31 protein-coding genes are annotated in these 26,776 nt (G+C 41.8%); 21 read left to right on the top strand and 10 right to left on the bottom strand.

Going from position 1 to position 26,776, the window contains the following annotated elements:
- The first annotated feature begins 4 nt into the window (after positions 1-4).
- The 13 genes from IDZ20_RS11720 to IDZ20_RS11660 all read left to right on the top strand — a co-directional run bounded on the left by IDZ20_RS11720 (position 5) and on the right by IDZ20_RS11660 (position 11,837).
- On the top strand, positions 5-427 hold the full coding sequence (locus IDZ20_RS11720; protein ID WP_188151613.1) for a nucleotidyltransferase substrate binding protein: 423 nt from the start codon (positions 5-7) through the stop codon (positions 425-427).
- Positions 420-731, top strand: a complete 312-nt coding sequence (locus IDZ20_RS11715; protein ID WP_188151612.1) for a nucleotidyltransferase domain-containing protein — start codon at positions 420-422, stop codon at positions 729-731. The genes IDZ20_RS11720 and IDZ20_RS11715 overlap by 8 nt, the downstream gene beginning before the upstream one ends.
- Before the next feature lie 26 nt (positions 732-757).
- Complete coding sequence (gene fcl / locus IDZ20_RS11710) at positions 758-1,723, top strand: GDP-L-fucose synthase (protein ID WP_188151611.1); 966 nt, start codon at positions 758-760, stop codon at positions 1,721-1,723.
- 136 nt (positions 1,724-1,859) lie between these two features.
- Positions 1,860-2,825, top strand: coding sequence for a GDP-mannose 4,6-dehydratase (locus IDZ20_RS11705; RefSeq protein WP_188151610.1), 966 nt, complete (start codon positions 1,860-1,862; stop codon positions 2,823-2,825).
- Between the two features lie 106 nt (positions 2,826-2,931).
- On the top strand, positions 2,932-3,597 hold the full coding sequence (locus tag IDZ20_RS11700) for a sulfotransferase domain-containing protein (RefSeq protein ID WP_188151609.1): 666 nt from the start codon (positions 2,932-2,934) through the stop codon (positions 3,595-3,597).
- Positions 3,598-3,615: 18 nt separating this feature from the next.
- Positions 3,616-4,146, top strand: a complete 531-nt coding sequence (locus IDZ20_RS11695; RefSeq protein ID WP_223144956.1) for an acyltransferase — start codon at positions 3,616-3,618, stop codon at positions 4,144-4,146.
- A 53-nt stretch (positions 4,147-4,199) separates the two neighbouring features.
- Positions 4,200-5,495: an MATE family efflux transporter gene (locus IDZ20_RS11690; protein ID WP_188151608.1), complete on the top strand. Its 1,296-nt coding sequence runs from the start codon at positions 4,200-4,202 to the stop codon at positions 5,493-5,495.
- Positions 5,496-5,631: 136 nt separating this feature from the next.
- Positions 5,632-6,783 carry an IS4 family transposase gene (locus IDZ20_RS11685; protein ID WP_188151607.1) on the top strand — a complete coding sequence of 384 codons (1,152 nt, stop codon included), beginning with the start codon at positions 5,632-5,634 and terminating at the stop codon, positions 6,781-6,783.
- 74 nt (positions 6,784-6,857) lie between these two features.
- Positions 6,858-7,601 (top strand): glycosyltransferase family 2 protein, encoded by a 744-nt coding sequence (locus IDZ20_RS11680; RefSeq protein WP_188151606.1) that lies wholly within the window; start codon positions 6,858-6,860, stop codon positions 7,599-7,601.
- 2 nt (positions 7,602-7,603) lie between these two features.
- Positions 7,604-8,797, top strand: a complete 1,194-nt coding sequence (locus IDZ20_RS11675) for a hypothetical protein (RefSeq protein ID WP_188151605.1) — start codon at positions 7,604-7,606, stop codon at positions 8,795-8,797.
- Positions 8,781-9,629: a sulfotransferase domain-containing protein gene (locus IDZ20_RS11670; RefSeq protein WP_188151604.1), complete on the top strand. Its 849-nt coding sequence runs from the start codon at positions 8,781-8,783 to the stop codon at positions 9,627-9,629. The genes IDZ20_RS11675 and IDZ20_RS11670 overlap by 17 nt, the downstream gene beginning before the upstream one ends.
- Positions 9,630-10,769 carry a glycosyltransferase family 4 protein gene (locus IDZ20_RS11665; RefSeq protein ID WP_188151603.1) on the top strand — a complete coding sequence of 380 codons (1,140 nt, stop codon included), beginning with the start codon at positions 9,630-9,632 and terminating at the stop codon, positions 10,767-10,769.
- 18 nt (positions 10,770-10,787) lie between these two features.
- Complete coding sequence (locus tag IDZ20_RS11660) at positions 10,788-11,837, top strand: DUF1972 domain-containing protein (protein WP_188151602.1); 1,050 nt, start codon at positions 10,788-10,790, stop codon at positions 11,835-11,837.
- Between the two features lie 449 nt (positions 11,838-12,286).
- Here the strand turns inward: IDZ20_RS11660 and IDZ20_RS11655 are convergent, their stop codons facing one another.
- Positions 12,287-12,817, bottom strand: a complete 531-nt coding sequence (locus tag IDZ20_RS11655) for an ATP-binding protein (protein WP_223144955.1) — start codon at positions 12,815-12,817, stop codon at positions 12,287-12,289.
- A 340-nt stretch (positions 12,818-13,157) separates the two neighbouring features.
- On the opposite strand from IDZ20_RS11655, the gene IDZ20_RS11650 reads away from it, so the two are divergent.
- Both IDZ20_RS11650 and IDZ20_RS11645 read left to right on the top strand, forming a co-directional pair.
- Positions 13,158-13,424 (top strand): CopG family ribbon-helix-helix protein, encoded by a 267-nt coding sequence (locus tag IDZ20_RS11650; protein ID WP_188151601.1) that lies wholly within the window; start codon positions 13,158-13,160, stop codon positions 13,422-13,424.
- Positions 13,421-13,690, top strand: a complete 270-nt coding sequence (locus tag IDZ20_RS11645; RefSeq protein WP_188151600.1) for a type II toxin-antitoxin system RelE/ParE family toxin — start codon at positions 13,421-13,423, stop codon at positions 13,688-13,690. The genes IDZ20_RS11650 and IDZ20_RS11645 overlap by 4 nt, the downstream gene beginning before the upstream one ends.
- Here IDZ20_RS11645 and IDZ20_RS16365 read toward each other — a convergent pair.
- The 3 genes from IDZ20_RS16365 to IDZ20_RS11630 are packed head-to-tail and all read right to left on the bottom strand — an operon-like array spanning position 13,640 to position 14,450.
- Positions 13,640-13,873, bottom strand: a complete 234-nt coding sequence (locus IDZ20_RS16365; RefSeq protein ID WP_281250572.1) for an IS66 family transposase — start codon at positions 13,871-13,873, stop codon at positions 13,640-13,642. The genes IDZ20_RS11645 and IDZ20_RS16365 overlap by 51 nt on opposite strands.
- 14 nt (positions 13,874-13,887) lie before the next feature.
- Positions 13,888-14,187, bottom strand: a complete 300-nt coding sequence (locus tag IDZ20_RS11635) for a type II toxin-antitoxin system RelE/ParE family toxin (RefSeq protein WP_188151599.1) — start codon at positions 14,185-14,187, stop codon at positions 13,888-13,890.
- Between the two features lie 5 nt (positions 14,188-14,192).
- A complete protein-coding gene (locus IDZ20_RS11630; protein WP_188151598.1) occupies positions 14,193-14,450 on the bottom strand; it encodes a type II toxin-antitoxin system ParD family antitoxin in 258 nt (85 codons plus the stop codon).
- A 550-nt stretch (positions 14,451-15,000) separates the two neighbouring features.
- On the opposite strand from IDZ20_RS11630, the gene IDZ20_RS11625 reads away from it, so the two are divergent.
- The 3 genes from IDZ20_RS11625 to IDZ20_RS11615 all read left to right on the top strand — a co-directional run bounded on the left by IDZ20_RS11625 (position 15,001) and on the right by IDZ20_RS11615 (position 19,414).
- On the top strand, positions 15,001-16,008 hold the full coding sequence (locus IDZ20_RS11625; RefSeq protein WP_188151597.1) for an NAD-dependent epimerase: 1,008 nt from the start codon (positions 15,001-15,003) through the stop codon (positions 16,006-16,008).
- A gap of 346 nt (positions 16,009-16,354) precedes the next feature.
- Positions 16,355-17,521, top strand: a complete 1,167-nt coding sequence (locus IDZ20_RS11620) for a nucleotide sugar dehydrogenase (RefSeq protein ID WP_188151596.1) — start codon at positions 16,355-16,357, stop codon at positions 17,519-17,521.
- 432 nt (positions 17,522-17,953) lie between these two features.
- Complete coding sequence (locus IDZ20_RS11615; RefSeq protein ID WP_188151595.1) at positions 17,954-19,414, top strand: cellulase family glycosylhydrolase; 1,461 nt, start codon at positions 17,954-17,956, stop codon at positions 19,412-19,414.
- 146 nt (positions 19,415-19,560) lie between these two features.
- Here IDZ20_RS11615 and IDZ20_RS11610 read toward each other — a convergent pair whose 3' ends face one another.
- The 6 genes from IDZ20_RS11610 to IDZ20_RS11585 form a co-directional block, all read right to left on the bottom strand.
- Positions 19,561-20,334, bottom strand: coding sequence for a TrmH family RNA methyltransferase (locus IDZ20_RS11610; RefSeq protein WP_188151594.1), 774 nt, complete (start codon positions 20,332-20,334; stop codon positions 19,561-19,563).
- 12 nt (positions 20,335-20,346) lie between these two features.
- The gene (locus tag IDZ20_RS11605; protein WP_188151593.1) at positions 20,347-21,117 is read right to left on the bottom strand and encodes a pyridoxine 5'-phosphate synthase; all 771 of its coding nucleotides are present in this window, start codon (positions 21,115-21,117) and stop codon (positions 20,347-20,349) included.
- 54 nt (positions 21,118-21,171) lie between these two features.
- Entirely contained in the window at positions 21,172-21,822 is a 651-nt protein-coding gene (locus IDZ20_RS11600) for a peptidylprolyl isomerase (protein ID WP_188151592.1), read from the bottom strand.
- A 67-nt stretch (positions 21,823-21,889) separates the two neighbouring features.
- Positions 21,890-22,642 carry a TIGR04211 family SH3 domain-containing protein gene (locus tag IDZ20_RS11595; RefSeq protein ID WP_245792282.1) on the bottom strand — a complete coding sequence of 251 codons (753 nt, stop codon included), beginning with the start codon at positions 22,640-22,642 and terminating at the stop codon, positions 21,890-21,892.
- Between the two features lie 166 nt (positions 22,643-22,808).
- Positions 22,809-23,108 (bottom strand): YciI family protein, encoded by a 300-nt coding sequence (locus IDZ20_RS11590; protein ID WP_188151591.1) that lies wholly within the window; start codon positions 23,106-23,108, stop codon positions 22,809-22,811.
- Between the two features lie 39 nt (positions 23,109-23,147).
- On the bottom strand, positions 23,148-23,837 hold the full coding sequence (locus tag IDZ20_RS11585; protein ID WP_425443430.1) for a VC0807 family protein: 690 nt from the start codon (positions 23,835-23,837) through the stop codon (positions 23,148-23,150).
- A gap of 243 nt (positions 23,838-24,080) precedes the next feature.
- Between IDZ20_RS11585 and IDZ20_RS11580 the strand changes: the two genes are divergently transcribed.
- The 3 genes from IDZ20_RS11580 to IDZ20_RS11570 all read left to right on the top strand — a co-directional run bounded on the left by IDZ20_RS11580 (position 24,081) and on the right by IDZ20_RS11570 (position 26,768).
- Positions 24,081-24,923 carry a PHP domain-containing protein gene (locus tag IDZ20_RS11580; protein WP_188151589.1) on the top strand — a complete coding sequence of 281 codons (843 nt, stop codon included), beginning with the start codon at positions 24,081-24,083 and terminating at the stop codon, positions 24,921-24,923.
- 14 nt (positions 24,924-24,937) lie between these two features.
- On the top strand, positions 24,938-25,558 hold the full coding sequence (locus IDZ20_RS11575; RefSeq protein WP_188151588.1) for an L-threonylcarbamoyladenylate synthase: 621 nt from the start codon (positions 24,938-24,940) through the stop codon (positions 25,556-25,558).
- Positions 25,559-25,808: 250 nt separating this feature from the next.
- Positions 25,809-26,768, top strand: a complete 960-nt coding sequence (locus tag IDZ20_RS11570; RefSeq protein WP_245792296.1) for a segregation and condensation protein A — start codon at positions 25,809-25,811, stop codon at positions 26,766-26,768.
- Positions 26,769-26,776 lie beyond the last annotated feature (8 nt).

Here is a 26,776-nt window from a genome sequence, read left to right as displayed (position 1 = left end):
GTTTATGAACGATATTCGTTGGCACCAACGTACAGCTAATTTTAATTTAGCCCTAAATGAGCTAAAAGAAGCGGTTGAACTGTCGCAACAGCGTGAACTAAGCAAGCTAGAAGAGCAAGGGCTTATACAGGCGTTCGAATATAATTACGAGCTGGCGTGGAATTGTTTAAAAGATTTTTACGAATATCAAAATGAAGAAGGCATCCAAGGAAGCCGAGACGCCATTCGCTTAGCGTTTAAACGTGGCTTAATTGCAGAGGGCGAGTTATGGATGGATATGATCCGTAGCCGTGCATTAACCTCTCATACATACAACCGCGAAACATCTCGTAAAATTGCGGAAAAAGTTTTAACGCAATACTACGGTGCGTTTACTGAACTAAATGCCAGCTTAAATACAATAATGCAAAAACAGTTAAATGATTAATGCCCAGAAAATAGGTTTGCCTGTAATTTTGGTAGAGAACCTAATCAGTATCTTTAACCGTTACTCATCAGTTGAGCAGGTAAAACTGTATGGTTCAAGGGCTAAAGGAACCTTTCGTAATGGTTCAGATGTTGATTTAACCATTATTGGAAATGTAAACCATAACGAACTGTTGGAAATTGAAGGTTTAATTGACGATCTTTTAACGCCCTATACCTATGATTTATCGCTGTTTTCTGAAATAGAGAATAATGATCTATTGCAGCATATTGAAAGAGTGGGTTTGCCCATTTACCCCGCTTAAAATATTAATAGAGAGTAAACAATAAAGTGAATAAAAACAGAGTTTTTATAGCAGGCCATAATGGCATGGTAGGCTCAGCCATAGTACGCCAACTATCAACACAAAATAACGTTGAATTAATAACCCGTACTCGCCAACAGCTTGACTTAACCAACCAACAAGCCGTGCTTGAATTTTTTCAAACCGAAAAAATAGACCAAGTATATCTGGCCGCTGCAAAGGTAGGGGGTATAGTAGCAAATAACACCTACCCTGCCGATTTCATTTATCAAAACTTAATGATCCAATGCAATATAATTAGCAGCGCCCACCAAGCAGGTATTCAGCAATTATTATTTTTAGGCTCTTCCTGTATTTATCCAAAATTAGCTCAGCAGCCCATGAGCGAAAGCGCATTATTAACAGGTACGCTAGAAGAAACTAACGAACCTTACGCCATAGCGAAAATAGCCGGTATAAAATTATGCGAAAGTTATAACCGCCAATACGGTAGAGATTATCGCAGTGTAATGCCTACTAATTTATACGGCCCTAACGACAATTTTCACCCAGAAAATAGTCATGTGATTCCCGCATTAATTCGCCGCTTTCACGAAGCGAAAATAAACGGCGATAAAGAAGTGGTCGCCTGGGGTAGCGGTAAACCTATGCGTGAGTTTTTGTATGTGGATGATATGGCTGCTGCATCAATATATGTAATGAATTTAAATAAAACAACCTACGAAGAAAATACAGACCCTATGCTTAGCCATATTAATGTGGGTTCAGGTGTGGATTGTAGTATTTGTGAATTGGTTGAAGCAGTTGCTAAAGTTGTTGGTTTTACAGGGGATATAAAGCTTGATGTAACAAAGCCTGATGGAGCTCCAAGAAAACTAATGAATGTTGATAGGCTTAAATCACTGGGTTGGCAGTATGATGTTGAGTTAGAGCAAGGCTTAAGCTTGGCTTATGGGTGGTTTTTGGATAATGAGTCCATGATTTGTAATTGACTTAAGTAAAGTTAGGTTCTCGAAGTATCAAATATAAATATCTTTAGTTATTTGAAACCCTCCGTATATTTAGTCATAGATACTGATATAGATATATTGAGAAGTAATAATTTTTGCATAAAAATGAAGGTTAATAATGAGTAAAACAGCTTTAATATGCGGTATATCAGGCCAAGATGGATCATTGTTAGCAAAGTTACTACTTAAAAAGGGTTATAACGTAGTTGGTACATCCCGAGATGCTCAGGCCTCCTCGTTTAGAAATCTAGTTACATTAGGAATAAAAAGTGACATTGATGTTATGTCGATGGCATTAAGTGATTTTCGCAGTGTGCTTCAAGTAATTGATAGAGTTAAACCAGATGAAATCTATAATTTTGCAGGACAAAGTTCTGTTGGACTATCGTTTGAGCAGCCAGTAGAAACTTTAGAAAGCCATGCCATCGGCACATTAAATTTACTTGAGGTAATCCGTTTTTTAGGTGGAGGTGTTCGATTATATAATGCGGGGTCAGGTGAGTGCTTTGGCGAATTAGGGGTGAGAGCGGCAAATGAAAATACAATTTTTAAACCGAGAAGTCCTTATGCTGTAGCAAAAGCCGCTGCATATTGGGAGTCGGTTAACTATAGGGAAGCCTATGGGCTATATGTTTGTTCAGGCATTTTATTTAATCATGAATCTCCACTGCGGCCTAGTCGATTTGTTACCCAAAAGATAATTCAAGCGGCATGTAGAATAGCTGAATACCCTAAAGAAAAATTAAAATTGGGCGAACTTTCAATTTCTAGAGATTGGGGGTGGGCAGAAGAATACGTTGACGCTATGTGGCGTATGTTACAGCAAGATAAAGCTAACGATTATGTTATAGCAACAGGAAAAAAATCTAGCCTAGAAAGCTTTGTGTCTACAGCGTTTAGTTGTGTGGGCTTAAATTGGCAGGATCATGTTATTTCTGATTCGGCATTAATACGACCGGCAGAAATAGAGAGTAATAGAGGTGATTCAAGCAAGGCTGAAGCTGATTTGGGCTGGACGGCGACTCTTTTTATGGAAGATGTTGTTCAAAAAATGATAGATGCAGAATTAGAGAAAAATAGCTAAAAGTATTGCTGGGCTTAAAATTAATAAAGAGGTTTATATGTTGGTTGTCTGTAATGGAATGGTTAGGTCCGGGTCAACTTTACAATACAATATTGTAAGAATGGTTTTGGAACATACTACCGGTGTAAGTGTAGATGGTTTTTATGAGTTAAAAGATGTGCTTGGAAATAAAGAAAAATTTTTGATTAAGCAAAAAGAAAAACATACAACTTTGATAAAAATGCACGAAGTTTACCCTTTTGTTTCTCAAAATAAAAGCTCAGAAATAAAGTTATTATATATATATAGGGATATTCGTGATGTTGCTGTTTCATTAAAAGAAAAATTAAATATTGATGGAGACCGTCTAATTGAAATGTTAGATGACGCTATAGAGCAATCAAATATAATACATAATTCCCCTGTGATTCTGTCTCAGAGATATGAAAATTTATTTACTGATTTAAAAGGAGGGATTCATGAAATTGCTAGTTTTTTAGAAGTAGAACTTTCAGGCGAGCAAGTTTTAAAGATAGAAAAGGAATGCTCAATAGAGAAAGTTAAAATAAATGTTGATAGATTGTCAAAGAAAAGAATGATAAATTTCGGAAAAAGGTTAGCGAATAGATTAGGTGTGAGAACGGGAAGGTATCATAAAAAAACGTTATATCACCATAATCATATATCTAAAAATGAAGGTTCAATTGGAGTGTGGCGTACAAATCTAACGGAATTAGAGAAAGATATAATTAATGAAAGGTATTGTGATTGGATTGCATTAAAAAAATATTAAAATGAAGTGGTAATATAAATGAAAAAATTTTTTTACGGATTAAAAATGTTTATATTAAAAATAATTTTTCTCCTTCCCTCTCAATTAATGAGAAGAAAATTAATTAATTTTTTTATGTCTAATAAGTTAGATTCTAGTGTTAGTATTTATGGCGGCTGCGAATTTAGATCTCCAAAAAATATTAAAATTGGCCGAAATTCTATTATTGGTAATGGGTGTTTATTAGATGGGCGGCGAGGTCTAGAAATTGGAAGTAATGTCAATATAAGTAGTGGTGTATGGATATGGTCGCTGCATCATGATGTGCAGTCACCCGAATTTTCTGTGGCTGGGGGAAAAGTAAGTATAGGAAATAGAGCTTGGCTTGGATCTAGGTGCACTATTTTACCCGGTGTAACTATAGGAGAAGGATCAGTGATTGCGGCCGGAGCGGTTGTAGTGAGAGACGTGCCTGAATTTTCAATAATGGGTGGCGTCCCAGCAAAAAAAATAGGTGAAAGAAATAAGAATTTGACATATCAGCTTGAAAGTGGGTTGCCATTTATATAAGAACGCTTAATCAAAAGCGTATTTAAATTTTAAAGTAACTGTCAGAGTTAATAATGAGAAAATTTTTAAACCATGATTTTATTTGGCAGTCTGCGATAGCTTTTACTATTCGTATTATTGCAGCTTTCTCGGCTTTTTTTTTAAGTGTTGTTATTACAAGAGTACTAGGTGTTGAGCAGTCAGGGTATTACTTTTTAACTTTTACTCTTGTAAGTGTTTTGGCTGTCTTTAGCCGCATAGGCCTAGATCAAACCTTACTTCGTTTTACGAGTGAAGCATTTTCCAATAAAAACTCATTTCAAATCAAAGATGTTTTACTAAAGTCTCTTCTGATTACGGTACCGGTTAGCGGTGTACTATCATTCTTTCTGTATATTTTGTCAGATATAATAGCAAATGAATTATTTGGTCAGCCTGGGATGGCTGAACCTATCAAAAATATGGCTTGTGGTATTATTGGATTATCAGTTATTACACACGTTTCTATAAGTTTACAAGCGATGGGGCACATAATATGCTCGATTATTATAATTAATATTGGGATAAATTTACTACTTATCGGTGCTTTATTAATCTTTTCTTTAACTGATGCACAAGAATTGGCAACATATTTTAGCATGGCTAGTTTAACTATTATTGTTCTATCTTTTTTGTATTGGAAATATATTCAACCTGTTTCTGGTAGCTCAAAGAAAGTGACAATAAGTTGGAGTGTTTTATATCAAAGTTGCATGCCACTTTGGGTTGTTATGATTTCAGCTCAGTTAATTCAGTGGTCAGCGCAATTAATAGCTGGTGCTTGGGTGTCCCCAGCAGAATTATCTATGTTAGCAGTTGCTCAACGTACAGCAATGTTAACAAGCTTTGTGTTGGTAGCAGTTAATTTAGTGGTTGCACCACGTTTTGCAGCCATGTTTAAGCGGGGTGATTTGAAAGGTGTTGAGCATATGGCAAAATTATCAGTGTTTATGATGGCCTTATTCTCACTGCCTATTGTTGTTTTCATGCTAATTTTTCCAGAATTTATAATGAGTATATATGGTGAAAAATTTATTGGAGGGGCTTGCTTGCTCCAAATATTGGTATTAGGTCAATTTATTAATGTAGTGACAGGTTCTGTGGGTTATTTGCTTTCAATGACTGGGAATGAAAAAAAATTACGTAATTCCATGATTTTTTCTGCCCCTTTTGCCGTAATTGCTAGCTTAATTCTAGTGCCAATTTATGGCGCTACCGGTAGTGCAATAGCGACAGCGTTAGCGGTATCCGTACAAAATTTATTAGCTTCCTGGCATGTAAAGCAGGCATTAGGTTTTAATACTTTTGCCATTTGGCGAAAATTGACTTGATATAACTTGTTTATATTTAAACATAGTAGTGCAATCACTGCTGTCCCGTTAAGGAGAAATAAAAAAGCCTGGTTCCACCACAATTGATACAATGAAGTTGCTTAGAAAACACTGTATTAATAGAGGGAACCAGGCCATGGCACATTGTAATACCATTCTTTCACAAATACTAAAACTTGTTCCGAGACATGAATTTGAGACCCTTGCCAAACAACATCATTCAGGTCGCGCTTTTCGTAAAGCCTCCCGCTGGTCACAGTTTGTGTCACTGACTATGGCTCAATTGTCTGGGAGAAATAGCTTGCGTGACATCATAGATAATATGTCGGCGCAAATGCATCGTCTTTACCATCTTGGCACCGCAAAGCTGTCGCGATCTAATCTCTCTCGGATTAATGAAGATAAACCCTATGCTCTGTACGAGGCGCTATTTGGAAAGTTACCAGCTCGCTGTCAAGGTGTAGCACCTAACCATAACTTCAGGTTTAAACACCCGCTTTATTCACTGGATGCGTCAACGATCGACTTGTGCTTGGCTGCTTTTCCTTGGGCGGATTTTCGCACCACCAAAGGCGCAGTAAAATTACATGTCGGCTTAAATCATGCAGGCTATTTACCTGAGTTTGTGACTATCACAGAAGGCAAGAAACACGATGTAACGGTAGGCCGTATGCTTAACTTTCCAAAAGGAAGTATTGTGGCGATTGATAAAGCGTACAATGATTACGCGTGGTATAAGCAATTGACAGATAAGGATATTTTCTTCGTTACCAGACTTAAGAGCAATGCGAAATTCCGTATTACTGAGCGTCGATCAGTGCTGAAAGGCAAAGGATTAACGTGTGATCAAACAATAGAGTTCACCGGTCCCCAAGTCGCTAAAAAATGCCCCGTCCAGTTACGGCGGATTGGCTACAAAGATGCAACGACGGGTAAGCACTATGTGTTTTTAACAAACAATTTTAAGTTGGCAGCCAAGACGGTTGCTGATATCTACAAAGCGCGATGGCAAGTAGAGTTATTCTTTAAGTGGATAAAACAAAACCTGAAGATCAAATCGTTTGTTGGCACCAGTAAAAATGCCGTGATGACTCAAATATGGATTGCCATGTGCGTATACCTACTCATTGCATTCCTAAAGTTTCAGTCCGCGCTAACGAAAAGCATGCGGGAGTTATTGCGGTTATTACAACTTAATTTGTTTGATAAACGTGATCTGATGGCACTACTGAGAGGTGACCCTCATGATGATAATTTCCCTGATGTGAATCAGATGAAACTCATATGAAAGTTAACGGGACAGCAGTGTAGTGCAATATAAAAATATATAGTAGCTAAACCTAAAAAAATTGGAAAAATAGAATGTTAAAAGTTTCTATAATAATAGCGGTATATAATGGAAAAGAAACACTGGAAAAAGCAATTACCTCTTGCTTAGAGCAAACATACAGAAATAAAGAGTTAATCATTATTGACGGAGGGTCAACTGATGGGACGCAGAGTATATTAGAAAAATATAATAACGATATAACCTTTTGGAAATCTGAAAAAGATCGCGGTATTTATCATGCTTGGAATAAAGCAATACAGCATGTGACGGGTGAGTGGCTATGCTTTATTGGAGCGGATGACTACTGGGCTTATCCAAAAGCTATTGAAGATTTGATTTTTGAAAGCCAAAAAACGGGGGCGGAGCTTGTTTCTGGAAAGGTTGTAATTATAGATTCACAGCATAATGTTAAGCGAATATTTGGGAAGCCGTGGAGTTGGAAGGCAATTAAACGTCATCATTGTATAGCGCACCCCGGTATGATGCATCATAAAGTTTGTTTTGAGCGCAATGGTAGTTATGATGAAGGTTTTAAGATTGCAGGGGATTATGATTTTTCTTTACGGTTGGGTCAAAAAACAACATCTAGTTTCATTGACAGAAACTTTGTTTGTATGGGCGACTCAGGAATTAGTCATACACAGATAGAAAAAACACTGTCTGAGGTGCGTGATATACAAGCCAAGCATCCTGACATCGGCGCATTAAAAGCAAATATTAACTATATTCGAACAAGAGTGGTTGTTACAATAAAAAATATTTTAGGATTTTTCTAACAATGAAAAAAGGTAATATCTTTCACGATTTTGTAATAATTATTTTCTTTAGTATAAATTCTATATTTTTGCCATTTGGACTTTATTTCTCACATATTTTTTCACTTATTTCCTTTTTTTACATTGTAAAATGGAGTAAAGGAAGTTTGTTTTTTTTGTTAGTTATTATAGTGCTATTTATCTTATATAGTTTCCCTGTGTTAATGAATAATAATGTTAGGATTAGTGATTATATTGTTGGATTTACGATATTATTTTTAAGTATAGTTTTTTCAGTATATATTTACCTTTATATTGCTTATAGATTAAATGATTTTCATACTTTAATAAGTATAATTATAAAGATCAACTTTTCGATTTCAGTTATTTCTTCTATCCTTTTTATTTTTGGTCAAGGAACATCTCTTTGGACAGATAGCGGGTCTTATGGGGTTAATAGATTGCAATTGTTTTTTTATGAACCGTCAATATATTCACTGGTTTCATCTATTTTTGTAATTTATGCAGTAACAAATTTTCTTAAACTAAAAAATAAAGAATCTTTCTATTTATTAATGCTATCCATATTCCCGTTATTTTTATCAAAATCATTTGGCGTGATGTCAGCAATAGCTTTATCAATTATCTTAGGCGACATTAAAAATATTGCTATATCACTTTCAAGTTTTAAGACATGGGCTCTTGGGTTAATACTTATTCTAACATTAATTTTTATGGCGGATAGTTTAATCGAAAGATTTGAATCTGCTCTACAGGGGCAGGATAATTCGGGGATGGTTAGAGTAGTATATTCTTTATTATCGGCTATAGAGCTGGTGAAAGACGAGGGTGTTTTGTTAGGTGTTGGCCCAGGACAGCTTAAGTATGTAATTGGAAAATATACAGCTGAACACGTTGGCTTTGGAGCTTCAGAAAGGCTGCCAAATTCAGTGGCCAGCACTATTGCAACTGTAGGCATTTTAGGATTTTCGTTAAAATTAATTATATTAATAGGTTTGTTTTATTTTACTCGATCATATAAGTTCTCATATTCAAGATGTATATTTATATTTATATTTATTTATCAGTTTACAGGCGGATATTTTAATAACCTTAATGAGTTTGTTCCCATTGCATTTTCGTTTGGTTACGCCAAGTATTTACAAAGAAAAAATGGTTGCTTATATAGGGTTGTTAGGTATGAAAATAATAGTTAAAACAAACAGGGCTATAGTATTTAGTAAAAAAATATTACGAACCCAATTAATGGGTTTACGCTTATCATCAATTAAAGGGCGTTACACAGCTCCAAAAGTTTTGACGAATAGTATTCCTAAGGCAGGCACTAATCTGATGGAGCGAGTGCTGATGTTAATGCCCGGTATGAGAATGGCGGCATCTCGAACAGTTTTAGATTGGGGTGAGTGCTCTTCAAAAACAGAAAGAAAATTAATAAATATTAAAAAAGGTCAATTCCTAAACGCACACCTCCCTTCCCACAAAAAAGTGATAGATATAGTTGATCGAAAGAATATTAAGTCAATTTTAATGATTCGTGACCCAAGGGATGTGGTTATTTCAAATTATAAGTATGTTAATGAAATTGATATTACACATCCAACGCATAAAATCATATCAACATTGAATGATGATAACGAGCGTCTCTTGGCAGTAATTCGTGGTATAGATGGTGCTATCGCTTCGGTTGACGAGTTATGGCGTCGCTTTGACTATTGGTTTAATGATTCAAATACTCTAATTGTAAAATATGAAGACCTTGTAGGGCCTTTGGGAGGAGGGAATCTAAAAACACAAGTATATACAGTAAAAAATATTGCAGAACATATTGGTGTGAATATATCAAGTGATGAAATTGAATACATAGCAAAAAATATTTATAGTTCGAAGGCTTCTACCTTCAGAAAAGGAACTGTTGGAGGATGGAAAAAAACTTTTAATAAGGAACATATACAGGTTTTTAAAAAACAATCTAAAGATCTGTTGATAAAGCTTGGTTACGAAAGCAATAATGATTGGGAGGGAAGTTAAGTGGCTAAAAAGATAAAAGTATTAGTTGATGGCCATGTTTTTGATGGAATTTTTCAAGGGTCAAGAACTTTTTTAAAAGGTTTGTATGCTAAATTATCAGAAAGTGACAGTCTCGATATATATATTGCTGCGAATGATCTAAATAATTTAGAGCGTGAGTTCTCAGGAATTAACGGCACGATTAATTTTGTTCGTCTTAAAAGTAAGTCTAAAATTAAAAGGCTATTAGTCGACCTGCCTGCATTAGTAAGTAAATATAAATTTGATTATGTGCATTATCAATACATGGATTCACCAATAAAATTATGTAAAAGCATTATTACAATACATGATGTTTTATTTTTGGAGTTTGTTGATGATTTTAGCTGGCTGTACCAGCAAAAAAAATATTTATTCGCTCTTGCGGCTTATAGGTCGAGTATTTTAACAACCGATTCTGAATATTCTCGGATAGCGATAAATAAATATTTAAACGTACCATTAAACAAAATACATATTGTACAACCTGCATTAGATGACGATTTTATTATCCCTTTATCGAAAAGGGTAGCTATAGCTTCAAAAAAAAACATAGAAAGAAAATTTAAATTAAATAAATATATTCTATATGTGAGTAGAGTGGAGCCTAGAAAAAATCATGAGATTTTACTTAGGGCTTATCTTGAGATGAAGCTATGGGAAAGCGGATATCATCTTATATTTGTTGGAAAAAACTCTATTAACAGCCCAAAGCTAAATTTTTTATTTGATGCTATGACAGAAAATCAACAACAATATGTAAGTCACTATGAGTCAGTGCCGCATAATGAATTGTTAGACCTTCTTCGGTCAGCCTCTATCTTTGTGTGTCCAAGTAAGGCTGAGGGGTTTGGCTATCCTCCTCTTGAAGCAGGGGCATTTGGTGTAGAAACATTAATTTCAAATGCTACTTGTTTGTCTGAGTTTGATTTTTTTGGCGATCGTTTTTTTGATCCAAATGATTTAGATGATCTTAAAAATAAAATATTAAATATTATTTCGGGTGATAATGTTTTGCCGTCAATGAAGGGTATTTCTAATACAATAAGAACTAATTTTAACTGGGATAGGACTGCTTATACCATGGAGCGTTTAATAGTGAATGATTTTAAAATTAATTAAAACATAAGGAATAACCTATTGAATAACAAAATTCTTGCTATAGTTGGAATTGTAGGTGTTCCTGCTTGTTACGGTGGTTTTGAAACTCTTGTTGAAAACTTATTAGATGAAAATGAAACGAAAGAAAATATACGTATCTATTGTTCTTCTAAAAGTTACTCCGGCCAGCTTAAAAAGCATAAAAATGCTAATTTGGTCTATATTCCGCTAAATGCAAATGGGGCTCAAAGTATTCCGTACGATATTTGGTCGTTATGTCATGCTGTATATAAAGGGGCTGATAGCATATTGCTGTTGGGTGTTTCGGGTGCTATTTTTCTGCCTTTTATTAAGTTATTTTCTAAGGTAAAAGTTGTTACTAATATAGATGGTTTGGAGTGGAAAAGGGCTAAATGGGTTTTTTTAATTAAGATATTCCTTAAGTTTTCTGAAAATCTAGCAGTGAAATATTCAGATGTTGTAGTGGCTGATAATGCAGCCATTTCTGATTATATTAAAAATGAGTATGGCTGTGATTCAGAGGTGATTGCCTATGGTGGTGACCATGCGGTAACAAACAATTTAACTCTTTTTGATGAAGGCTATGCCTTGGCTTTATGTAGAATAGAGCCTGAAAATAATGTTGAGTTGATCTTAGAGGCTTTTAGCCAAACAGATAAAAAAATAATGTTCATCGGTAATTGGGATAATAGTGAATTTGGTTGTGCGATGAAATCTAAATATCAGTCATTTGATAATATTGATATTATTAACCCTATTTATGATATTGAAACTCTTTTTAATATCAGACAAAAATGTAGTTTTTATGTGCATGGTCATTCAGCGGGCGGTACAAACCCATCGCTTGTTGAAATGATGCACTTTAATAAAAATATATTGGCATTTGACTGTAATTACAATAGAGCTTCAACCGAGAATAAAGCTGACTATTTTAAAGATTCTAGTGGGTTAAGATTGCTTATACAGGAACAATATTCCTTGAATAACGCAAGCGACATGCTAGAAATTGCTAAGCGACTATATACATGGGAGATTGTGAGTAAACAGTATTTTAGTCTTTTTAAATAAGAATTGAGGGTTTGTTAAGTGTCCAAAGGAATAATTTTAGCTGGCGGCAGCGGTACTTGCTTGTACCGGTTGCAAAACTGACTCCCTCCTTAATGTGTAGTAGCTCAGACTTGATCGGACAGTTACCCGTTTTTAAATTGGTGTCTGTTAGTTTAGATCTAAGCTAAATTTTTCTTAGCCCCAATCGATTTTCCATCCAGTAAAGTGTCCATCGGCGTTCTGCCACAACACATTTTTCCCTGATGTTCTGGTCAAGTAAAACCGGACACAATAATTTGAGAGTTTAAAGGCTAACGCGCTGCACTTATTGGCCACTATAAATCCTTGCCGAACCTACGCCCTTGGCACCATGGAGCGGTATTGCTGGTTGCAATTTTTAGGACGGTAAATCATTCAAATGTATAGGCTTAAAGCCTTATTTGGGTCACTACAAAAAGCTACTATCTATATTAAGCTTGCGGGTTAAGTTGGGATTTGTTTATTGTTCTATAGGGCTGAAGAGTGTACTCACTATTGTCCCTCTCTCTGTCGCCACCATAAATAACAATGCCTTTTTCGACTCGATCCCCAAGGAGTTTCTTGAAATATTGAATGCCCTTTAAAAATGAGCTGTGCCATGTCTGGGAGGTTTTAATTTCAATCGGCGTTAGTTGATTACCTTGTTGAATGACAAGGTCTACTTCGTTGCCATGACTATCGCGGTAAAAGAATAGCCTGGGATCTTTACCTTGGTTCAGCTTTGACTTAAGCACATCCATAATAATTAAGTTCTCAAATAAATTGCCACGTAAGGGGTCTCGCTGCATTTGAGTACTTGTCTCTATTCCCATTAGCCATGCTGCTAAGCCGGTATCAACAAAATACAGCTTGGGTGATTTTATTAATCTCTTGCCAATATTTTCGAAATAAGGTTGCAGTCGATAAATAATAAATGAGGCTTCTAATACGGATATCCATTCATTGACGGTATTGGATGACACTCCTATCTCATTCGATAGACCGTGGCGTGTTGGCAGTACGCCAGGGCAAAGGCAAAAAAGACCGCTTTGTGCCGATCAGTGAACGCGCCGTTCACTGGCTGCAACGTTACCTTGAAGAGGTGCGCACCGGCTTCGCCATCGAGCCAGACCCGCATAGCTTGTTCCTGGATAAAACCGGCTTACCGCTCATACCCGACCTTGTACCGGAAGCAGGCCGAGGAAGGCGAGCCAGAGGCCATGGAAGAGGAGTTGTTGGCAACACTGGAATCTGAGGATGACGATTGAAATGTAGGTGGCTATAATGCGATGTAATGCACTGTATTACACAAAGGTGAATCCTATGGGAATGACAAGCGTAAGAATGCCTGATGAGTTGCTGGATCGCTTAGAGCGTACAGCCGAACAGCTTCGCCGTAGTAAGGGCTGGATCATCAAAGATGCTGTTGAAGAGTACCTGGCGCGCGAGGAACTCAAGCAACGCCGTAATCTGGAAACTCTGGAATCCTGGGAGGATTACAAAGCGGGGCGCGTCATTGATGGTGATGAAGTGATGGCCTGGCTGGAGAGCTGGGGAACTGATGACGAAAAGGAACCGCCCTTTAAATGAAAGTGACCTATACCGCACGAGCCGGACGGGACTTTATCCGGCTTCGTGATATTATCCGCAAAAAGAATCCTCAGGCTGCACAGAAAGCAAGCCGCCAACTCAAGAAAAATATAGATGCACTTGTCAGTCAGCCGCAGATGGGCACGCCAGTGGAAGAACTGGAAGACTTCCGCGAGCTGGTTGCTCGTGATTACATTGTTCGCTATCGCGTGTTGTCAGATGAGATCGTGATCTTGAATATCTGGCATGGAAAGGAAGACCGCTAAGGTCGAACATCTAGCCAACATCCCGCGTGTCACTAAGCTTGCAGAAAAAAGCGCAAGCTTGTCCCACTGATTACTCAGATACACTAAAGCTTTACCAATGGCTGTTTTGGGCGGTACGGTAAGTAAGCTTTTATCCATCCATGTTTTTAGTTTTTCTAGAATGGGTTTGCTGTCTTTTTGTATTGATCGTTCTTGAGCTATTTTAAGCGTCGCTGCGGGTCTTGGCGGCCGTGTAGTACGCGGATAATTTCTACCGTTTCGGTAGTGACCCTGTAAAACAAGGTATGACTTTCAATAGGTAGGCTTCTGGTACCAGACAGGAATTCAGAGCGATCAATGCCTATCAGGGGTTGCTCGGTAAGTGTCCAGAACTGTTCCTTTATACTCTCAAGGTAGCTTTCGGACTGGGTTTGCCCCCATTGCCGCAGCCCATACTGGTAGATATCTTTTAGATCTGTTTTGGCGGCAGGGGCTATAACGAGCTGGTGTGCAGGCATGTGGCTTAAGCCTTAATGTCGTCGAACAGTGAATCTAAGGCGGATTTTGATTCTATGGCAATACCTTCACCGCGATCTAGCTGGTCAGTGCCAATTTTAAGTTGGTCGCGCAGGTGAGCCAATTTTACTTCGTGGATCCAGTCTTCGTGAGTATCCATAAATCGTAGTGCTTCGCGGATCACTTCACTGGCATTGTTGTATAGGCCGCTTTCAACTTTGGCTTTAACGCGAGACTCTAGTTCGTTAGTCAGTGACACGTGCATAATTAACTCCAAGGGTAGACATTTATATAGGCCATGCTATGAACGAATACAAGGATTGTCAATGTTTGTATTCTATGGGTGAGCGAGAAGAGTATTGATGAGCAAGAGACGCTAAAGCGATGTGCAATCTACTCACGTTCGTCTGTAGAAAAACGCTCTTATAGTAAAGGTTGTTCTGCTCAAGTAAAACCGGACTCTAAAATTTGAGAGTATAAACGCTAACGCGCTGCGCTTGTTGGCCACTATAAATCCTTGCCTAACTGATGCTAAGGCTCAAAAGAATGGATTCCGGCTCAAAACACTACCGGAGTGACGATACAAAATAAACCGTCATTCTTGTGGATGCGGGGATCCTGTCCGCTAAAAGCGGAAGACCTTGATGACAAAATGCGCACGTACGGATGTGTACGGGGGCACCGAGCGACCGGTGTTCCTACCGTGATCGCTTAATCTTGCAATGCCCGTCTAATAACAGCCCTAGTTGTCGACTTCTGCTATTATTACCAGCCTCCGAAATCGCCCAACTCGTGTTTGTTTAATGGACAATGCTATGAAATATCTAGTAACAGGAGCCGCAGGCTTCATTGGCTCGAGCGTTAGCCGTCGTCTACTAGCCGCAGGGCATACAGTCATCGGCCTAGACAACCTAAACGACTACTACAGTGTCGACTTAAAAAAAGCTCGCCTTTCCAGTATCGCGTCTCATCCAAATTTTGAATTCGTACAAATGGATCTCGAAAACCGCGAGGGCATGGCGGCGTTGTTTGAAAAGCATCAGTTCGATCGCGTGATCCATCTTGCTGCTCAGGCGGGGGTTCGTTATTCAATTGAAAACCCAATGGCCTATGCCGATAGTAATCTTATTGGCCACTTGGCGGTGTTGGAAGGATGTCGTCGTACTGGGGTCAAGCATTTGGTTTATGCTTCTAGTAGCTCGGTTTATGGCTTAAATATCAAAATGCCTTTTGCTACGTCCGACTCGGTGGATCATCCCCTTTCTTTGTATGCTGCTACCAAAAAAGCTAACGAATTAATGAGCCATACCTATTCGCATTTATATGGTGTGCCAACCACCGGCTTACGATTTTTTACCGTGTATGGGCCTTGGGGTCGACCGGATATGGCGCTGTTTTTGTTCACCAAGGCGATCTTAGATGGCAAGCCCATCAATATTTTTAACAACGGTGAAATGAGTCGGGACTTTACCTATATCGACGATATTGTAGAAGGTATTGTACGAATTCAGGATTGTATCCCGCAGCCAAATTCGAGTTGGTCTGTAGAGGCCGGTGCTACAAGTACCAGTAGCGCACCTTATCGTGTGTTTAATATTGGTAACGGTAATCCGGTTAAGCTTATGGATTATATTTCGGCGCTGGAGTCGGCATTGGGAATTGAGGCGATTAAAAACTTTATGCCTATGCAACCTGGAGATGTTCCTGCGACTTGGGCTGAAACTGAGGATTTGTTTACGGCTACAGGTCATCGCCCGCAGGTTTCCGTGGAAGAGGGTGTTGCGAGGTTCGTAGAGTGGTACAGGTCGTTCTATAAGGTTTAGCATCGCTACCGTGGGGTTCAAGGATTGAGCCATGCTTCAGTTTAGTCCCTCTGTAATTATTCTTTATTTTAGTTTTTAGTGCGCTAAGTGAGTCTCACCGGTAGTTAGGTGACGTGCCCTTTGACTGAAATCGCAGTTTGCTTTGGCATGGCTACTTTACGCCATTATTTGCAATAAAACTGAAACCTCTCAGCCATATATTGGCACTGTCTATTATGGCTCCGTCACTATCTAGGCTAACATCCATCTTAGTCAGGTAACGGTTCTGCAGGTTATCTGTATAAGGTAGAATTCGCTCCGCGGCTTTTTATCGTCAACCATGTATTTAGTTTTGAAAGGAAACCCTATGAAAATAGCTGTTGCTGGGACCGGTTACGTAGGGTTGTCTAATGCGGTGCTACTTGCTCAACACCATCAGGTGGTGGCGGTAGATTTACTGCCAGATAAGGTCGATATGATCAATCGTGGCCTGTCACCAATAATCGATACAGAAATAGAAGACTTCCTCACCAATAAAACTCTCAATTTAAAAGCCACTCTCGATAAGCGCGAAGCGTATCAAGATGCGCAGTTTGTAATTATTGCTACTCCTACTGATTACGACCCCGTCACCAACTACTTTAATACGCGTTCGGTTGAGGCGGTTATTCGGGATGTTTCTGAAATTAACCCCACTGCGACTATGGTGGTTAAATCGACCGTGCCGGTGGGTTTTATCAATAGTGTGCGAGAGGAGTTGGGAACCGAGCAGGTGCTGTTTTCGCCAGAGTTTTTACGTGAAGGCAAGGCCCTGTACGACAATCTATACCCATCCCGTATTGTGGTTGGTGAGCAGTCGGAGCGGGCAAAAGTGTTTGCTGGCTTGTTGTGTGAAGGCGCTATTAAGCAAGATGTCGAGGTGTTGTTTACCGGTTCTACCGAAGCCGAGGCAATTAAGCTGTTTTCTAACACCTACTTGGCGATGCGGGTTGCTTACTTTAATGAGCTGGATACCTATGCGGAATCCTTAGGTTTGGATTCTAAGCAAATTATTGATGGCGTGTGTTTAGATCCGCGTATTGGCAATCACTATAACAATCCCTCGTTTGGCTATGGCGGTTACTGTTTGCCGAAGGATACTAAACAGCTTCTCGCAAATTACAACGAAGTGCCGAACAACTTGATTCGCGCGATTGTCGATGCCAACAGTACGCGCAAAGACTTTATTGCCGACTCTATTATTCGCAAGCAGCCAAAGCGGGTAGGGGTTTATCGTTTGATTATGAAAGCCGGTTCAGACAATTTTCGTGCGTCGTCTATTCAGGGCATTATGAAGCGCATAAAGGCTAAGGGTATTGAGGTGGTTGTGTATGAACCTGTTTTGACCGAGCCGGAGTTTTTCCATTCGAAGGTGGTGAATGATTTGGCGGAGTTTAAACAAACCTGCGATGTGATTCTTGCCAATCGTATGGTGGACGATATTCGCGATGTTGCCGAGAAGGTTTATACCCGCGACCTCTTCAATAGCGACTAATAATGTATGTAAGTATTCCTGTTTGACGGGTTCATCCCGTTTTGCAGGTTCTAGAAAAGCGACTTTTTAGTCGCTTTTTTTTGTGTGCGGGTAAGCTAAGCCAAATTTCCGAAAACCTACAAACCCCATCATCGTTGGCGCCTATATCATTGAAACTTAACAATAAACCCACATAAAAACCAATAATAAAGTACTATTTTTTATATTCAATATCTCATTATTTTTTGATCCTTATACTTATAAAATAGTTTTATTTGGCGTGCTTATCATTTAGTATCCGGTTACATTGTGACAAAGATCACATTGATCTTCGCTTTCCTACTCTCAATAGGGAGGACGAATACAAGACTCATTAGGTTCGAATAATAACTAAAGTACCAGCTGGTCTTCTGCTGTAGTTCGGTACTTAAACAAGGCTAAAGAGGGTTTTCTATGAGTGGTTCAACAACAAAATTAATTAAAAAAGCATTGCTGGCTTCTGCAATCGCAGTGACATCTGTGTGCTCGCTAAATAGTTACGCTGGTTTCGATGTTAGCAATGGTGATTTAGTTGATGGCAACGGTACTCCATTCGTTATGCGTGGTATTAACTACCCCCACGCGTGGTTTAGTGATAAATACAATGAGTCGTTTCCAGCTATGGCGTCAACCGGCGCAAACGTTGTTCGCGTGGTTTTGTCTAATGGCGTTAAGTGGAATAAAACACCGGCATCTGAAGTTGCTGCACTGATTAGTGCTGCCAAAGCTAACAATATGATTACCGTGTTAGAGGTGCACGACACGACGGGTTATGGTGAAGAGTCCGGCACGTCTACGCTGGCGCAGGCTGTTGATTATTGGCTCTCAATAAAGAGTACCTTGGTTGGCCAAGAAGACTACGTGATTATCAATATTGGTAATGAGGCGTTTGGTAATAATTCAACTGCAAGCGATTGGGTTGATGGCCACAAAGATGCAATAAGCCGTTTGCGAGCAGCGGGTTTAAGCCACACACTAATGGTAGATGCACCCAACTGGGGGCAGGATTGGACTAACACCATGCGCGATAATGCCTCGGCAGTGTTCGCAGGCGATAGTGCAGCCAATACTGTATTTAGTGTGCACATGTATCAGGTGTACAACACCTACAGTAAGGTAGATGACTATATGAAGGCGTTTGCTAACGCTGGATTACATCTCGTTGTCGGCGAATTTGCCGATGATCACTTTAGCGAAGACGTTGCCGACGAAGCGATTATGGAGTTGGCTGAGCATTACGACTTTGGCTATATGGGTTGGTCTTGGAAGGGTAATAGCAGCGATTTAGTATCCTTGGATATCGTCTCCAATTGGGGGGGTAATAGCTATTCTGCCTGGGGGCAAAAGTTGGTAAAGGGTACTTATGGTATTGATGCTACCGCTTCTACAGCCAGTATATTTGGCGGAAGTTCATCTACGCCTTCTTCTAGTTCTTCGTCGAGCAGTTCGTCGTCTAGCTCTTCCAGTAGCTCTTCTTCTAGTAGCTCCTCGTCGAGTGGCTCGTCGACTGGTGGCGCTCAGGAGTGTAGTTGGTACGGTTCGCCCGCACCGGTTTGTACTACTAGCTCTACGGGTTGGGGATGGGAGAACGGTGGCAGTTGTATAGGCGCGACTACCTGTACCGAAGCGGGACAAACCTTGTCTGGCGGCGGTAGCTCGAGTTCTTCGTCAAGTTCTAGCAGTTCGAGCTCTTCGTCTAGTTCTAGTAGCTCTTCGAGCTCAAGTAGTTCAAGTTCTAGCAGTTCGTCATCTGGTGGCGGCGGAACCTGTAATTGGTATGGTTCAAGTGTGCCAATGTGTTCGTCTACTTCTAGCGGTTGGGGATGGGAAAATGGCGAAAGCTGTGTGTCGCCTTCGACCTGTAGCTCGCAATAACGGGTTAAGTTTCCGATTTAAATAGAGCGTGAACAAAAAAACCGGTGAGCGAAGTGCTTACCGGTTTTTTTATGGAGTGTCATTTTATAGACGGCTATTTTGTAGGTGCTGGGCTTATTATAGCCAGCGGTTTTCTGGATATAGATTTACAGGAGGTTGCGAAACGCGATTAAACTGGCGGTGACGGCAACGTTTAGCGACTCCACTTGGTTGCGCATGTCTATTTTTACTTGCCGGTTACAAAGCTGTTGAATCCTATCAGACAATCCCTCTGTTTCATTCCCCAAAACGTAAATAGCCTGCTGTTTAGGTTGGTAGCTTTTTAAGCTTGTTTGCGCATTTACGTTTAAGCCCACTATGTCGTAGGCCTGCTTGGCAAAGCTTTCAAGGCAGGTGTCGAGATTATCGCAGCGAATAATATTGGTGCGAAATAAGGTTCCAGTACTGGCTTTAATGACTAGCGAATCTAATTTCGCACAACCATTTCTAGGTAAGATCAAGCCTTTAAGCGGGCTTGCACATACAGAGCGCAGAATCATGCCGAGGTTTTGCGGGTTGGTAATTCTGTCTAGCGCGATCAGTTCAATTTTGTCGCTTTGCGGCTGGCGAAGAAAATCTTCGTATTCAATAAATTGCTTTAAGTGTAAGTCGACGGCAACGCCTTGATCTTGTTTGCCATTTTTCGAAATTCGAGAAAGCGCTTTTTTATCGTGATACAGCACCTCGGCACCGCGCTGTTCGGCGAGTTTTACCAATTCATCTAAAACTTTTGCGGACTTGTTAGAGTCGGCAAGATGCAGCCGATAAACGTCTACGTTTTTATCTGCCATCGCTTCCAAGCAAGGGTTGCGACCATAAATTGTTAGCAGCTGGTTAATGAATTTTTTTCGTTTTAAGTATTCGGGGGAGTCGCTGTTCATTAATGCCGGTTCCTAGGCTTTACAAATAGTGCAGTAGGCTGCAACTGCAGTATCGAAGCCGAGAAAAAGTGCGTCTACGGTTAGTGCATGGCCAATAGACACTTCTTGCAAGCCTGGTAGGTCGCGATAAAGTGTCATATTTTCTAAGTTTAAATCATGCCCTGCGTTTACACCCAAGCCGAGTTCAAGCGCTAAGTTTGCTGCGGCGCTGTGTTGTTCAAATACTGCCTGTGCGGCTTCTGCACTTTCTTCGTAGGCTGCCGCGAAGGGGCCGGTATAGAGCTCTATACGGTCGGCACCAATTTTTTTCGCAAGTTTAATTTGTTCCAAATCTGGGTCCATAAACAAGCTTACGCGAATGCCGGCGTTCTTTAGTTGTGCAATTAGCGGCGCTAGTGCAGCACCATCTTTGGTTAAATCAAAACCGTGATCCGAAGTTTTTTGGCTGTCGCTATCGGGTACCAGAGTGCATTGGTTTGGCATTGTTTCGAGGGCGAGTGGAATTAACCCTGGGTAATTGTCGCGCGCTGGCGCAAACGGGTTGCCTTCTATATTAAACTCCAAAGGTTTTTCCTGTGAGGACAGGCGTTTGACCATTAGTGCTAGCAAACGTGTGTCGTTGGGGCGAATGTGACGTTGGTCGGGGCGCGGATGAACCGTAAGTCCCGAGGCGCCAGCGGCGATACTTTTTAAACCAAAGCTTTCCACGTTGGGGAAGTCGCCCTCGCGGGAGTTGCGGATAAGGGCGATTTTATTAAGGTTAACGCTTAGCGCTATAGGCATAGATCTGTCTCTTGGCTTTGACTCGTCATTTTTCTAGTCGTGATAAGTAATCGCTTAGTTTGCGGCTGTGGTACTGGCATCACTCACGGGCGCTAGTCGCTGTGCGCGCAAAATTCTCACCGCATAGTTCGGTGCTTCGGGGTGGTTGCGAAATAATCCGCGCGGTTCTTTTTCGATTTTTTTGGCAACTTCAAAACCTTCAATTACCTTGCCAAATACGGCGTATCCAGGAGCATCGTCTTCGGGGTCGAGGTTAGTGTTGTGTTTGAGATTGATAAAGAATTGTGAGGTGGCGCTATCTGGGTCTGAGGTTCGAGCCATTGAAAGCGTAGCCTGCTCGTTAAGTAAACCGTTGTTGGATTCGTTGACGACCGGGTCGCGAGTTTCTTTACGTTGAAAGTCGTAAGTATAGCCGCCGCCTTGAACAACAAAGTTATTAACGACGCGATGAAAAATAGTGCCGTTGTAAAAGCCAGCATCAACATAGGCTAAAAAGTTAGCTACGGTTTTTGGCGCTTTTTCGGGGTATAGCTCGATAACCATTTTGCCTAAATCGGTTTCGAAAACGACCTTGGGTAGATCGACATTAGCTGCAGGCTTTTTAGCGGCAATTACGGGGCTAAGTGCCAAGCCTAGTACAACTATAGCTACGCTAAAAAATTGCGAGGTGGTGGTAAATAAGGCGGCGCGAAATGGTGAGCGCATTGTGTATCTCCAAAAAAGTAGTTTTAATCTTTTAGGTTAAGATTCCGGTTTTCGTTTATTGCTACTGCTAGCGCCAATCGGACTGGCGTTTGCGCGGGGTAATGATCGGTAAAATAATCGTTAACAGCATGCCCAATATCAATAGCCCTGCGCCGTATAACATTGAATCGCGGCTGCTATCGTTTTTAAGCTGCTCGTTTTCGGCTGTTAATACGTCTTTTTCAGTCTGTAGCATTTGGTGTGCTTCTAGTAGTTCTGTGTAGCGTCGTTCCAGTTCAATTGCTCCAGCGGAAAGCGTTTTTATTTTCTGTAGTTCTGTGGCCATAGCCGATTCGGATGAGCTAGCTGTTTGTGCATTGCTGTTTAACTGCTGGTTTTCATTTGCAAGCTTGGCGTTGCTCGTTTTTAACTGCGCATTGATTTGCGTTAGCTTGGCGACTTGAGTTTGCGCCTTTGTCAGTTGCAGTTTGGCCGGCTCTTCTTTGCTGACATATTGGCTGCGCATCCAGCCCTCTTCACCCGCTTCGGTACGTACTTTTACCCATTCGTCGGTGTCTCCTGGGCCAAGGTAGTAAATTTTTGTGCCGCTTTTTAAGCTGGAATTAATAATGCGATATTCATTGCCTTGGCCGGAGCGAATCGGTACAAAAAGCACGTCGGTTATATAACGTAATTCTTCTGCTGTGACGATACTGGCGGGGGCCAGTGAGCCAAAAAATAGTAACGTGGAGGCGATAGCGGTGAGCCATTGGCGATCTGCTCGGCCAGCCATACTGATGGCTGGCTTACGCGGGGAAGTAAAAAATAATCGGGTTTTCATACTTGTTCTCAGTGCTAGCTATTTTAGTGCTGTCGATCGTTGCGGCGGTTGTCAGTGTAGGTTTGATTGCCAGTGAAACAGAATCGACAGTTGAGTACGGTTAGCGGTTGAACACGGCTAAAAAGTTGAAAGCCGAGCCTAATGGGTGACGACGTTGGTCAGTCCGCTAGGGTAATACTTTTTTAAAGGGTTTGACCGTAACTCTGTCATAAACTCCGGCACTCATATAAGGGTCGGCGTTTGCCCAAGCTTCGGCTTCGCTTAGGGAGTCGAATTCGGCTACCACCAGGCTACCGCTAAAACCCGCTTCACCGGGATCGTTGGAATCGATTGCCGGATGCGGCCCAGCCAAAATTAATCGGCCCTGATCTCTCAGGTTTTGCAGGCGCTCCAAATGGGCGGGGCGAACGCTTAATCGTTTGCTTAGGCTGTTGGCAACGTCTTCGCTAATAATGGCGTAAAGCATAGTAGGGCTTCCTGTAAATTTTTTATTGTTGTTTGGCGTTTATTTGGCTTGAGCTTCATCTTCTTCGGGAACGTTTAAAATATGTTCAAGCGGCAATTCGGTTAGGTGTGTAATTCGGCGATATAAATAATACAGCGCGCCGAATAATACCAGCATGGCGGGTACACTGATGACCGGAAAACTGAGCGCGGTCATTTTACCCAGTTCTGCATTAAATTCTTCTGTTCCGGGGGGGCTAACCAACACGTATTTGGCCAGCGCATAATTGAGGAATGAAGACAAAAAGAATGAGCTGGCAATCATGCAGGATGCAATAAACAAGCTGGAGTCAAAGGCTTTTTGATTGCCACGCTCGATCAGCGAGGCTTCAACGCGCGCTGTTTGCATTATTTTATCGTTGTATAAAAATGTGCGTACCAACGGGAACCGTGTCTTCAGAGATATCAGTGTGGCAATACCGAACAGCGCGGGAATTGTAGCTTCTTTAATTGCAATATATTTGGGATCCAGCTCCAGCAGGCTAACGCCGCCGGTAAAGAGGATGCTAATTACGCCTAGAGCGGAGAAGAAGTTAATTTTGCCCGCGCGAAAAAAGTCGTAAATGCCGTAACCGATAGGGAAGCTTAGGGCGACGATGATACCTAGTTTAGTGCCCAATTCTTCTGGGCCGCTGAATTTCATCAAAACCACGGTTGGAATGACGATATTTAGGGCCAAGTTGAGCAGCATGTTTTCTTGCTTCTCTTTAACTATAGGCTGGTTGGTCGTCAGCTCGGCGGGCTCTGTTGGCACTGGTGTGGGGGATTCGCTCATGTTTATAACTACATCTTTAGTTTGGGTGGGAGCTAACCCACAATTAAAAGGTCATTTTACCTAGGTGGTACTAATGCTGGGGTGAATAGCCGAATCGCGGCGCTGTTTCATCAGTCGTATTCAGGTAAACTGCTAAGTCAGCCCACGAAGATAGAACGCATGCAGACTCTAAACGATTTAAATCACGATTTGCACTGTCACAGCAATCAGTCGGACGGTATTTTAAGCCCTGAAGAGCTGGTGTCGAGAGCTAAATCCAAAGGGGTTGAAGTTCTCGCACTTACCGATCACGATTCCACCGCTGGAATCGCCCGCGCTCAGGCGCAAGCCAAGCTTGAAGGTATGACAGTGATTGCGGGTATAGAGTTCTCCAGCGATTGGTGTGGTCGAGGCGTTCATGTTGTTGGCCTAAACGTAGATTTAGATGCGGCGGCGCTAAAAGAGGCCGAACAACAACAAGAAAACCGGCGCAATCAGCGCGCCACTACCATCGCCGAGCGCTTGGAAAAGGTGGGTGTAAAAAACAGCCTAGAAGGCGCTCAAGCCTACGCAGATAGCGGCGTACTGGGTCGTCCGCACTTCGCTCGGTTTTTGGTCGAGCAAGGTTATGTAAGCAATGTCAATCAGGCTTTTAAGCGCTATTTGGGCGCAGGCAAGCCGGGCGATGTGAAGAATATGTGGCCAGATGTTGGTGAGGTGGTCGGCTGGATACGTGATTCAGGCGGCGTACCCGTATTGGCACACCCGATGAAATACACCATGACTCGCAGCAAACTGTGTAAATTGATCGAGGATTTTACCGAGGCTGGGGGGCAGGCGATGGAGGTGATTAGCGGTGCGCAAGCTGCAAATGTTACCGGTGATCTCGCCAATATTGTTTGCAAATACAGCTTGGCTGCCTCCTGTGGCAGCGATTTTCACGTGCCAGACCAGCCGTGGCAAGAACTCGGCCGATTTGGGCGATTGCCCGAAAAGGTACAACCTGTTTGGGAACTATTTTGATCGAAGGAGTAACAATGGCGCAGTTTTTTACCATACATCCCGAAAACCCGCAGGCTCGGTTGATTCGCCAAGCCGTCGATATTTTGCGTCGCGGCGGGCTTATTGCCTATCCAACCGATTCGGCCTACGCGCTGGGCTGTCATATTGGCGACAAGTTTGCGCTAGATCGCATTCGAGCCATTCGTCAGCTAGACAAAGATCACAACTTCACGCTGATGTGTCGCGATCTGTCTGAGCTAGCCATGTATGCCAAGGTTGATAACACCGCATTTCGCTTGATCAAGGCACATACCCCGGGTTCCTACACCTTTATATTAAATGCCACTGCAGAAGTGCCACGACGGTTACAGCACCCTAAGCGTAAAACCTTGGGCATGCGCGTACCGGCCAACAATATTGCCTTGGCCTTGATGGAGGAACTGGGAGAGCCATTGATGAGCAGCTCGTTAATATTGCCGGGTGATTCGGTGCCGCTTACCGACCCCTACGACATTCGCGACTCCCTAGAGCATCAGTTAGAACTCGTCATTGATGGTGGTTTTTGCGGCTTGGAGCCTACGACGGTGGTCGACCTTACCGGCGATGAACCCGAAGTTACCCGACACGGTTGCGGCGATCCAGCGGCGTTCCTGTAATTAAACCCGACTAATGCAACGCGACCCGTTATAATGCGCGGCTATTTTTGCGGCGATGCTGCCTAGGCAGGCCTTTGAGCCATACTTCGGCGGCTAACTATTTTTTTGAGGATGTACCTTGTCAGTAAGTGAACACGATCCAATAGCTGAGCGAAACCTGGCGGACGAGCCCGTTGTGAGCGGCGCTGTGGTAGATGCTGCCGCGGCCGCAGGATCTGAAGCTGACACCACTCATGCCACTGCCGAAAAAGTGTCTGTCGAACAAGTATCCGCAGAAAAAGTATCGCCAGCTCAGTCAGAAATGCCTTTTGCGATAGTGCAGGGCAAGGCCTACACCCAGCTGCCCAAAGACTTGTATATTCCACCCGATGCACTCGAAGTGTTTCTCGAGGCATTTGAAGGCCCGCTCGATTTATTGCTGTATTTAATTCGCCGTCAAAATATCGATATTTTAGAAATTGATGTGTCGGAGATTACGCTTCAGTACGTCGCCTACGTCGAGATGATGGAAGCCATTCAGTTTGAACTGGCGGCAGAATATCTTGTTATGGCGGCGATGCTCGCCGAAATTAAGTCTAGAATGCTGTTGCCGCGTTCCTCTGAAGAGGGTGACGAAGAGGAAGATGATCCGCGTGCGAACTTGATTCGTCGCTTGCAGGAATACGAGCGCTTCAAACAAGCAGCGGAAGATATCGAAGAACTGCCGCGGTTGCATCGAGACACCTTTATCGCCAAGGCAAATGGCCCAGATCGCGCCTTGACGCGCCCCGATCCCGAAGTGGAGATGAAGGAAATACTGTTGGCGCTAGGCGAAGTGTTGCGCCGCGCGGACATGTTCGAAAGTCACCACGTTGAACGTGAGCGTCTCTCTACGCGCGAGCGTATGGGGCAGGTACTCGACAAGCTCAATGGCCACCAATTTGTGCCCTTTGTGAGTTTGTTTAGTGTCGATGAGGGGCGTCTTGGCGTAGTTGTTACCTTTTTAGCGGTAATGGAGCTGATTAAAGAAGCTTTAGTCGAAATTGTACAAACCGAAGCCTTTGGCCCCATTCACGTTAAAGCGCGCAGCCAGAAAATTAACGAAGACGAGCTGGACGAAGACGATTTAGACAGCGAAGACTACGACAGCGAAGAATCCAGTAACGAATCTAGCGAAGAGAGCAACGAAGAAAGCGCTATAGCGCCAACAGATAAAAACAACGCAGAATAGGGCAGAGC

Source organism: Teredinibacter waterburyi (assembly GCF_001922985.1).
In the GTDB taxonomy this organism is placed as follows: Bacteria; Pseudomonadota; Gammaproteobacteria; order Pseudomonadales; family Cellvibrionaceae; genus Teredinibacter; species Teredinibacter waterburyi.
Note: the sequence above shows the minus strand (reverse complement) of the source record. Positions and strands in the feature narration are given on the sequence as shown.

Excerpts from the sequence above, each read along its gene's own strand:
- IDZ20_RS11720 (WP_188151613.1), top strand. The coding sequence starts at position 5 with ATGAACGATATTCGTTGGCACCAACGTACAGCTAATTTTAATTTAGCC.
- IDZ20_RS11715 (WP_188151612.1), top strand. The coding sequence starts at position 420 with ATGATTAATGCCCAGAAAATAGGTTTGCCTGTAATTTTGGTAGAGAAC.
- IDZ20_RS11705 (WP_188151610.1), top strand. The coding sequence starts at position 1,860 with ATGAGTAAAACAGCTTTAATATGCGGTATATCAGGCCAAGATGGATCA.
- IDZ20_RS11695 (WP_223144956.1), top strand. The coding sequence starts at position 3,616 with ATGAAAAAATTTTTTTACGGATTAAAAATGTTTATATTAAAAATAATT.
- IDZ20_RS11690 (WP_188151608.1), top strand. The coding sequence starts at position 4,200 with ATGAGAAAATTTTTAAACCATGATTTTATTTGGCAGTCTGCGATAGCT.
- IDZ20_RS11685 (WP_188151607.1), top strand. The coding sequence starts at position 5,632 with ATGGCACATTGTAATACCATTCTTTCACAAATACTAAAACTTGTTCCG.
- IDZ20_RS11680 (WP_188151606.1), top strand. The coding sequence starts at position 6,858 with ATGTTAAAAGTTTCTATAATAATAGCGGTATATAATGGAAAAGAAACA.
- IDZ20_RS11675 (WP_188151605.1), top strand. The coding sequence starts at position 7,604 with ATGAAAAAAGGTAATATCTTTCACGATTTTGTAATAATTATTTTCTTT.
- IDZ20_RS11670 (WP_188151604.1), top strand. The coding sequence starts at position 8,781 with ATGAAAATAATAGTTAAAACAAACAGGGCTATAGTATTTAGTAAAAAA.
- IDZ20_RS11650 (WP_188151601.1), top strand. The coding sequence starts at position 13,158 with ATGGGAATGACAAGCGTAAGAATGCCTGATGAGTTGCTGGATCGCTTA.
- IDZ20_RS11645 (WP_188151600.1), top strand. The coding sequence starts at position 13,421 with ATGAAAGTGACCTATACCGCACGAGCCGGACGGGACTTTATCCGGCTT.
- IDZ20_RS11635 (WP_188151599.1), bottom strand. The coding sequence starts at position 14,187 with ATGCCTGCACACCAGCTCGTTATAGCCCCTGCCGCCAAAACAGATCTA.
- IDZ20_RS11630 (WP_188151598.1), bottom strand. The coding sequence starts at position 14,450 with ATGCACGTGTCACTGACTAACGAACTAGAGTCTCGCGTTAAAGCCAAA.
- IDZ20_RS11625 (WP_188151597.1), top strand. The coding sequence starts at position 15,001 with ATGAAATATCTAGTAACAGGAGCCGCAGGCTTCATTGGCTCGAGCGTT.
- IDZ20_RS11620 (WP_188151596.1), top strand. The coding sequence starts at position 16,355 with ATGAAAATAGCTGTTGCTGGGACCGGTTACGTAGGGTTGTCTAATGCG.
- IDZ20_RS11615 (WP_188151595.1), top strand. The coding sequence starts at position 17,954 with ATGAGTGGTTCAACAACAAAATTAATTAAAAAAGCATTGCTGGCTTCT.
- IDZ20_RS11610 (WP_188151594.1), bottom strand. The coding sequence starts at position 20,334 with ATGAACAGCGACTCCCCCGAATACTTAAAACGAAAAAAATTCATTAAC.
- IDZ20_RS11605 (WP_188151593.1), bottom strand. The coding sequence starts at position 21,117 with ATGCCTATAGCGCTAAGCGTTAACCTTAATAAAATCGCCCTTATCCGC.
- IDZ20_RS11600 (WP_188151592.1), bottom strand. The coding sequence starts at position 21,822 with ATGCGCTCACCATTTCGCGCCGCCTTATTTACCACCACCTCGCAATTT.
- IDZ20_RS11595 (WP_245792282.1), bottom strand. The coding sequence starts at position 22,642 with ATGAAAACCCGATTATTTTTTACTTCCCCGCGTAAGCCAGCCATCAGT.
- IDZ20_RS11590 (WP_188151591.1), bottom strand. The coding sequence starts at position 23,108 with ATGCTTTACGCCATTATTAGCGAAGACGTTGCCAACAGCCTAAGCAAA.
- IDZ20_RS11585 (WP_425443430.1), bottom strand. The coding sequence starts at position 23,837 with ATGCTGCTCAACTTGGCCCTAAATATCGTCATTCCAACCGTGGTTTTG.
- IDZ20_RS11580 (WP_188151589.1), top strand. The coding sequence starts at position 24,081 with ATGCAGACTCTAAACGATTTAAATCACGATTTGCACTGTCACAGCAAT.
- IDZ20_RS11575 (WP_188151588.1), top strand. The coding sequence starts at position 24,938 with ATGGCGCAGTTTTTTACCATACATCCCGAAAACCCGCAGGCTCGGTTG.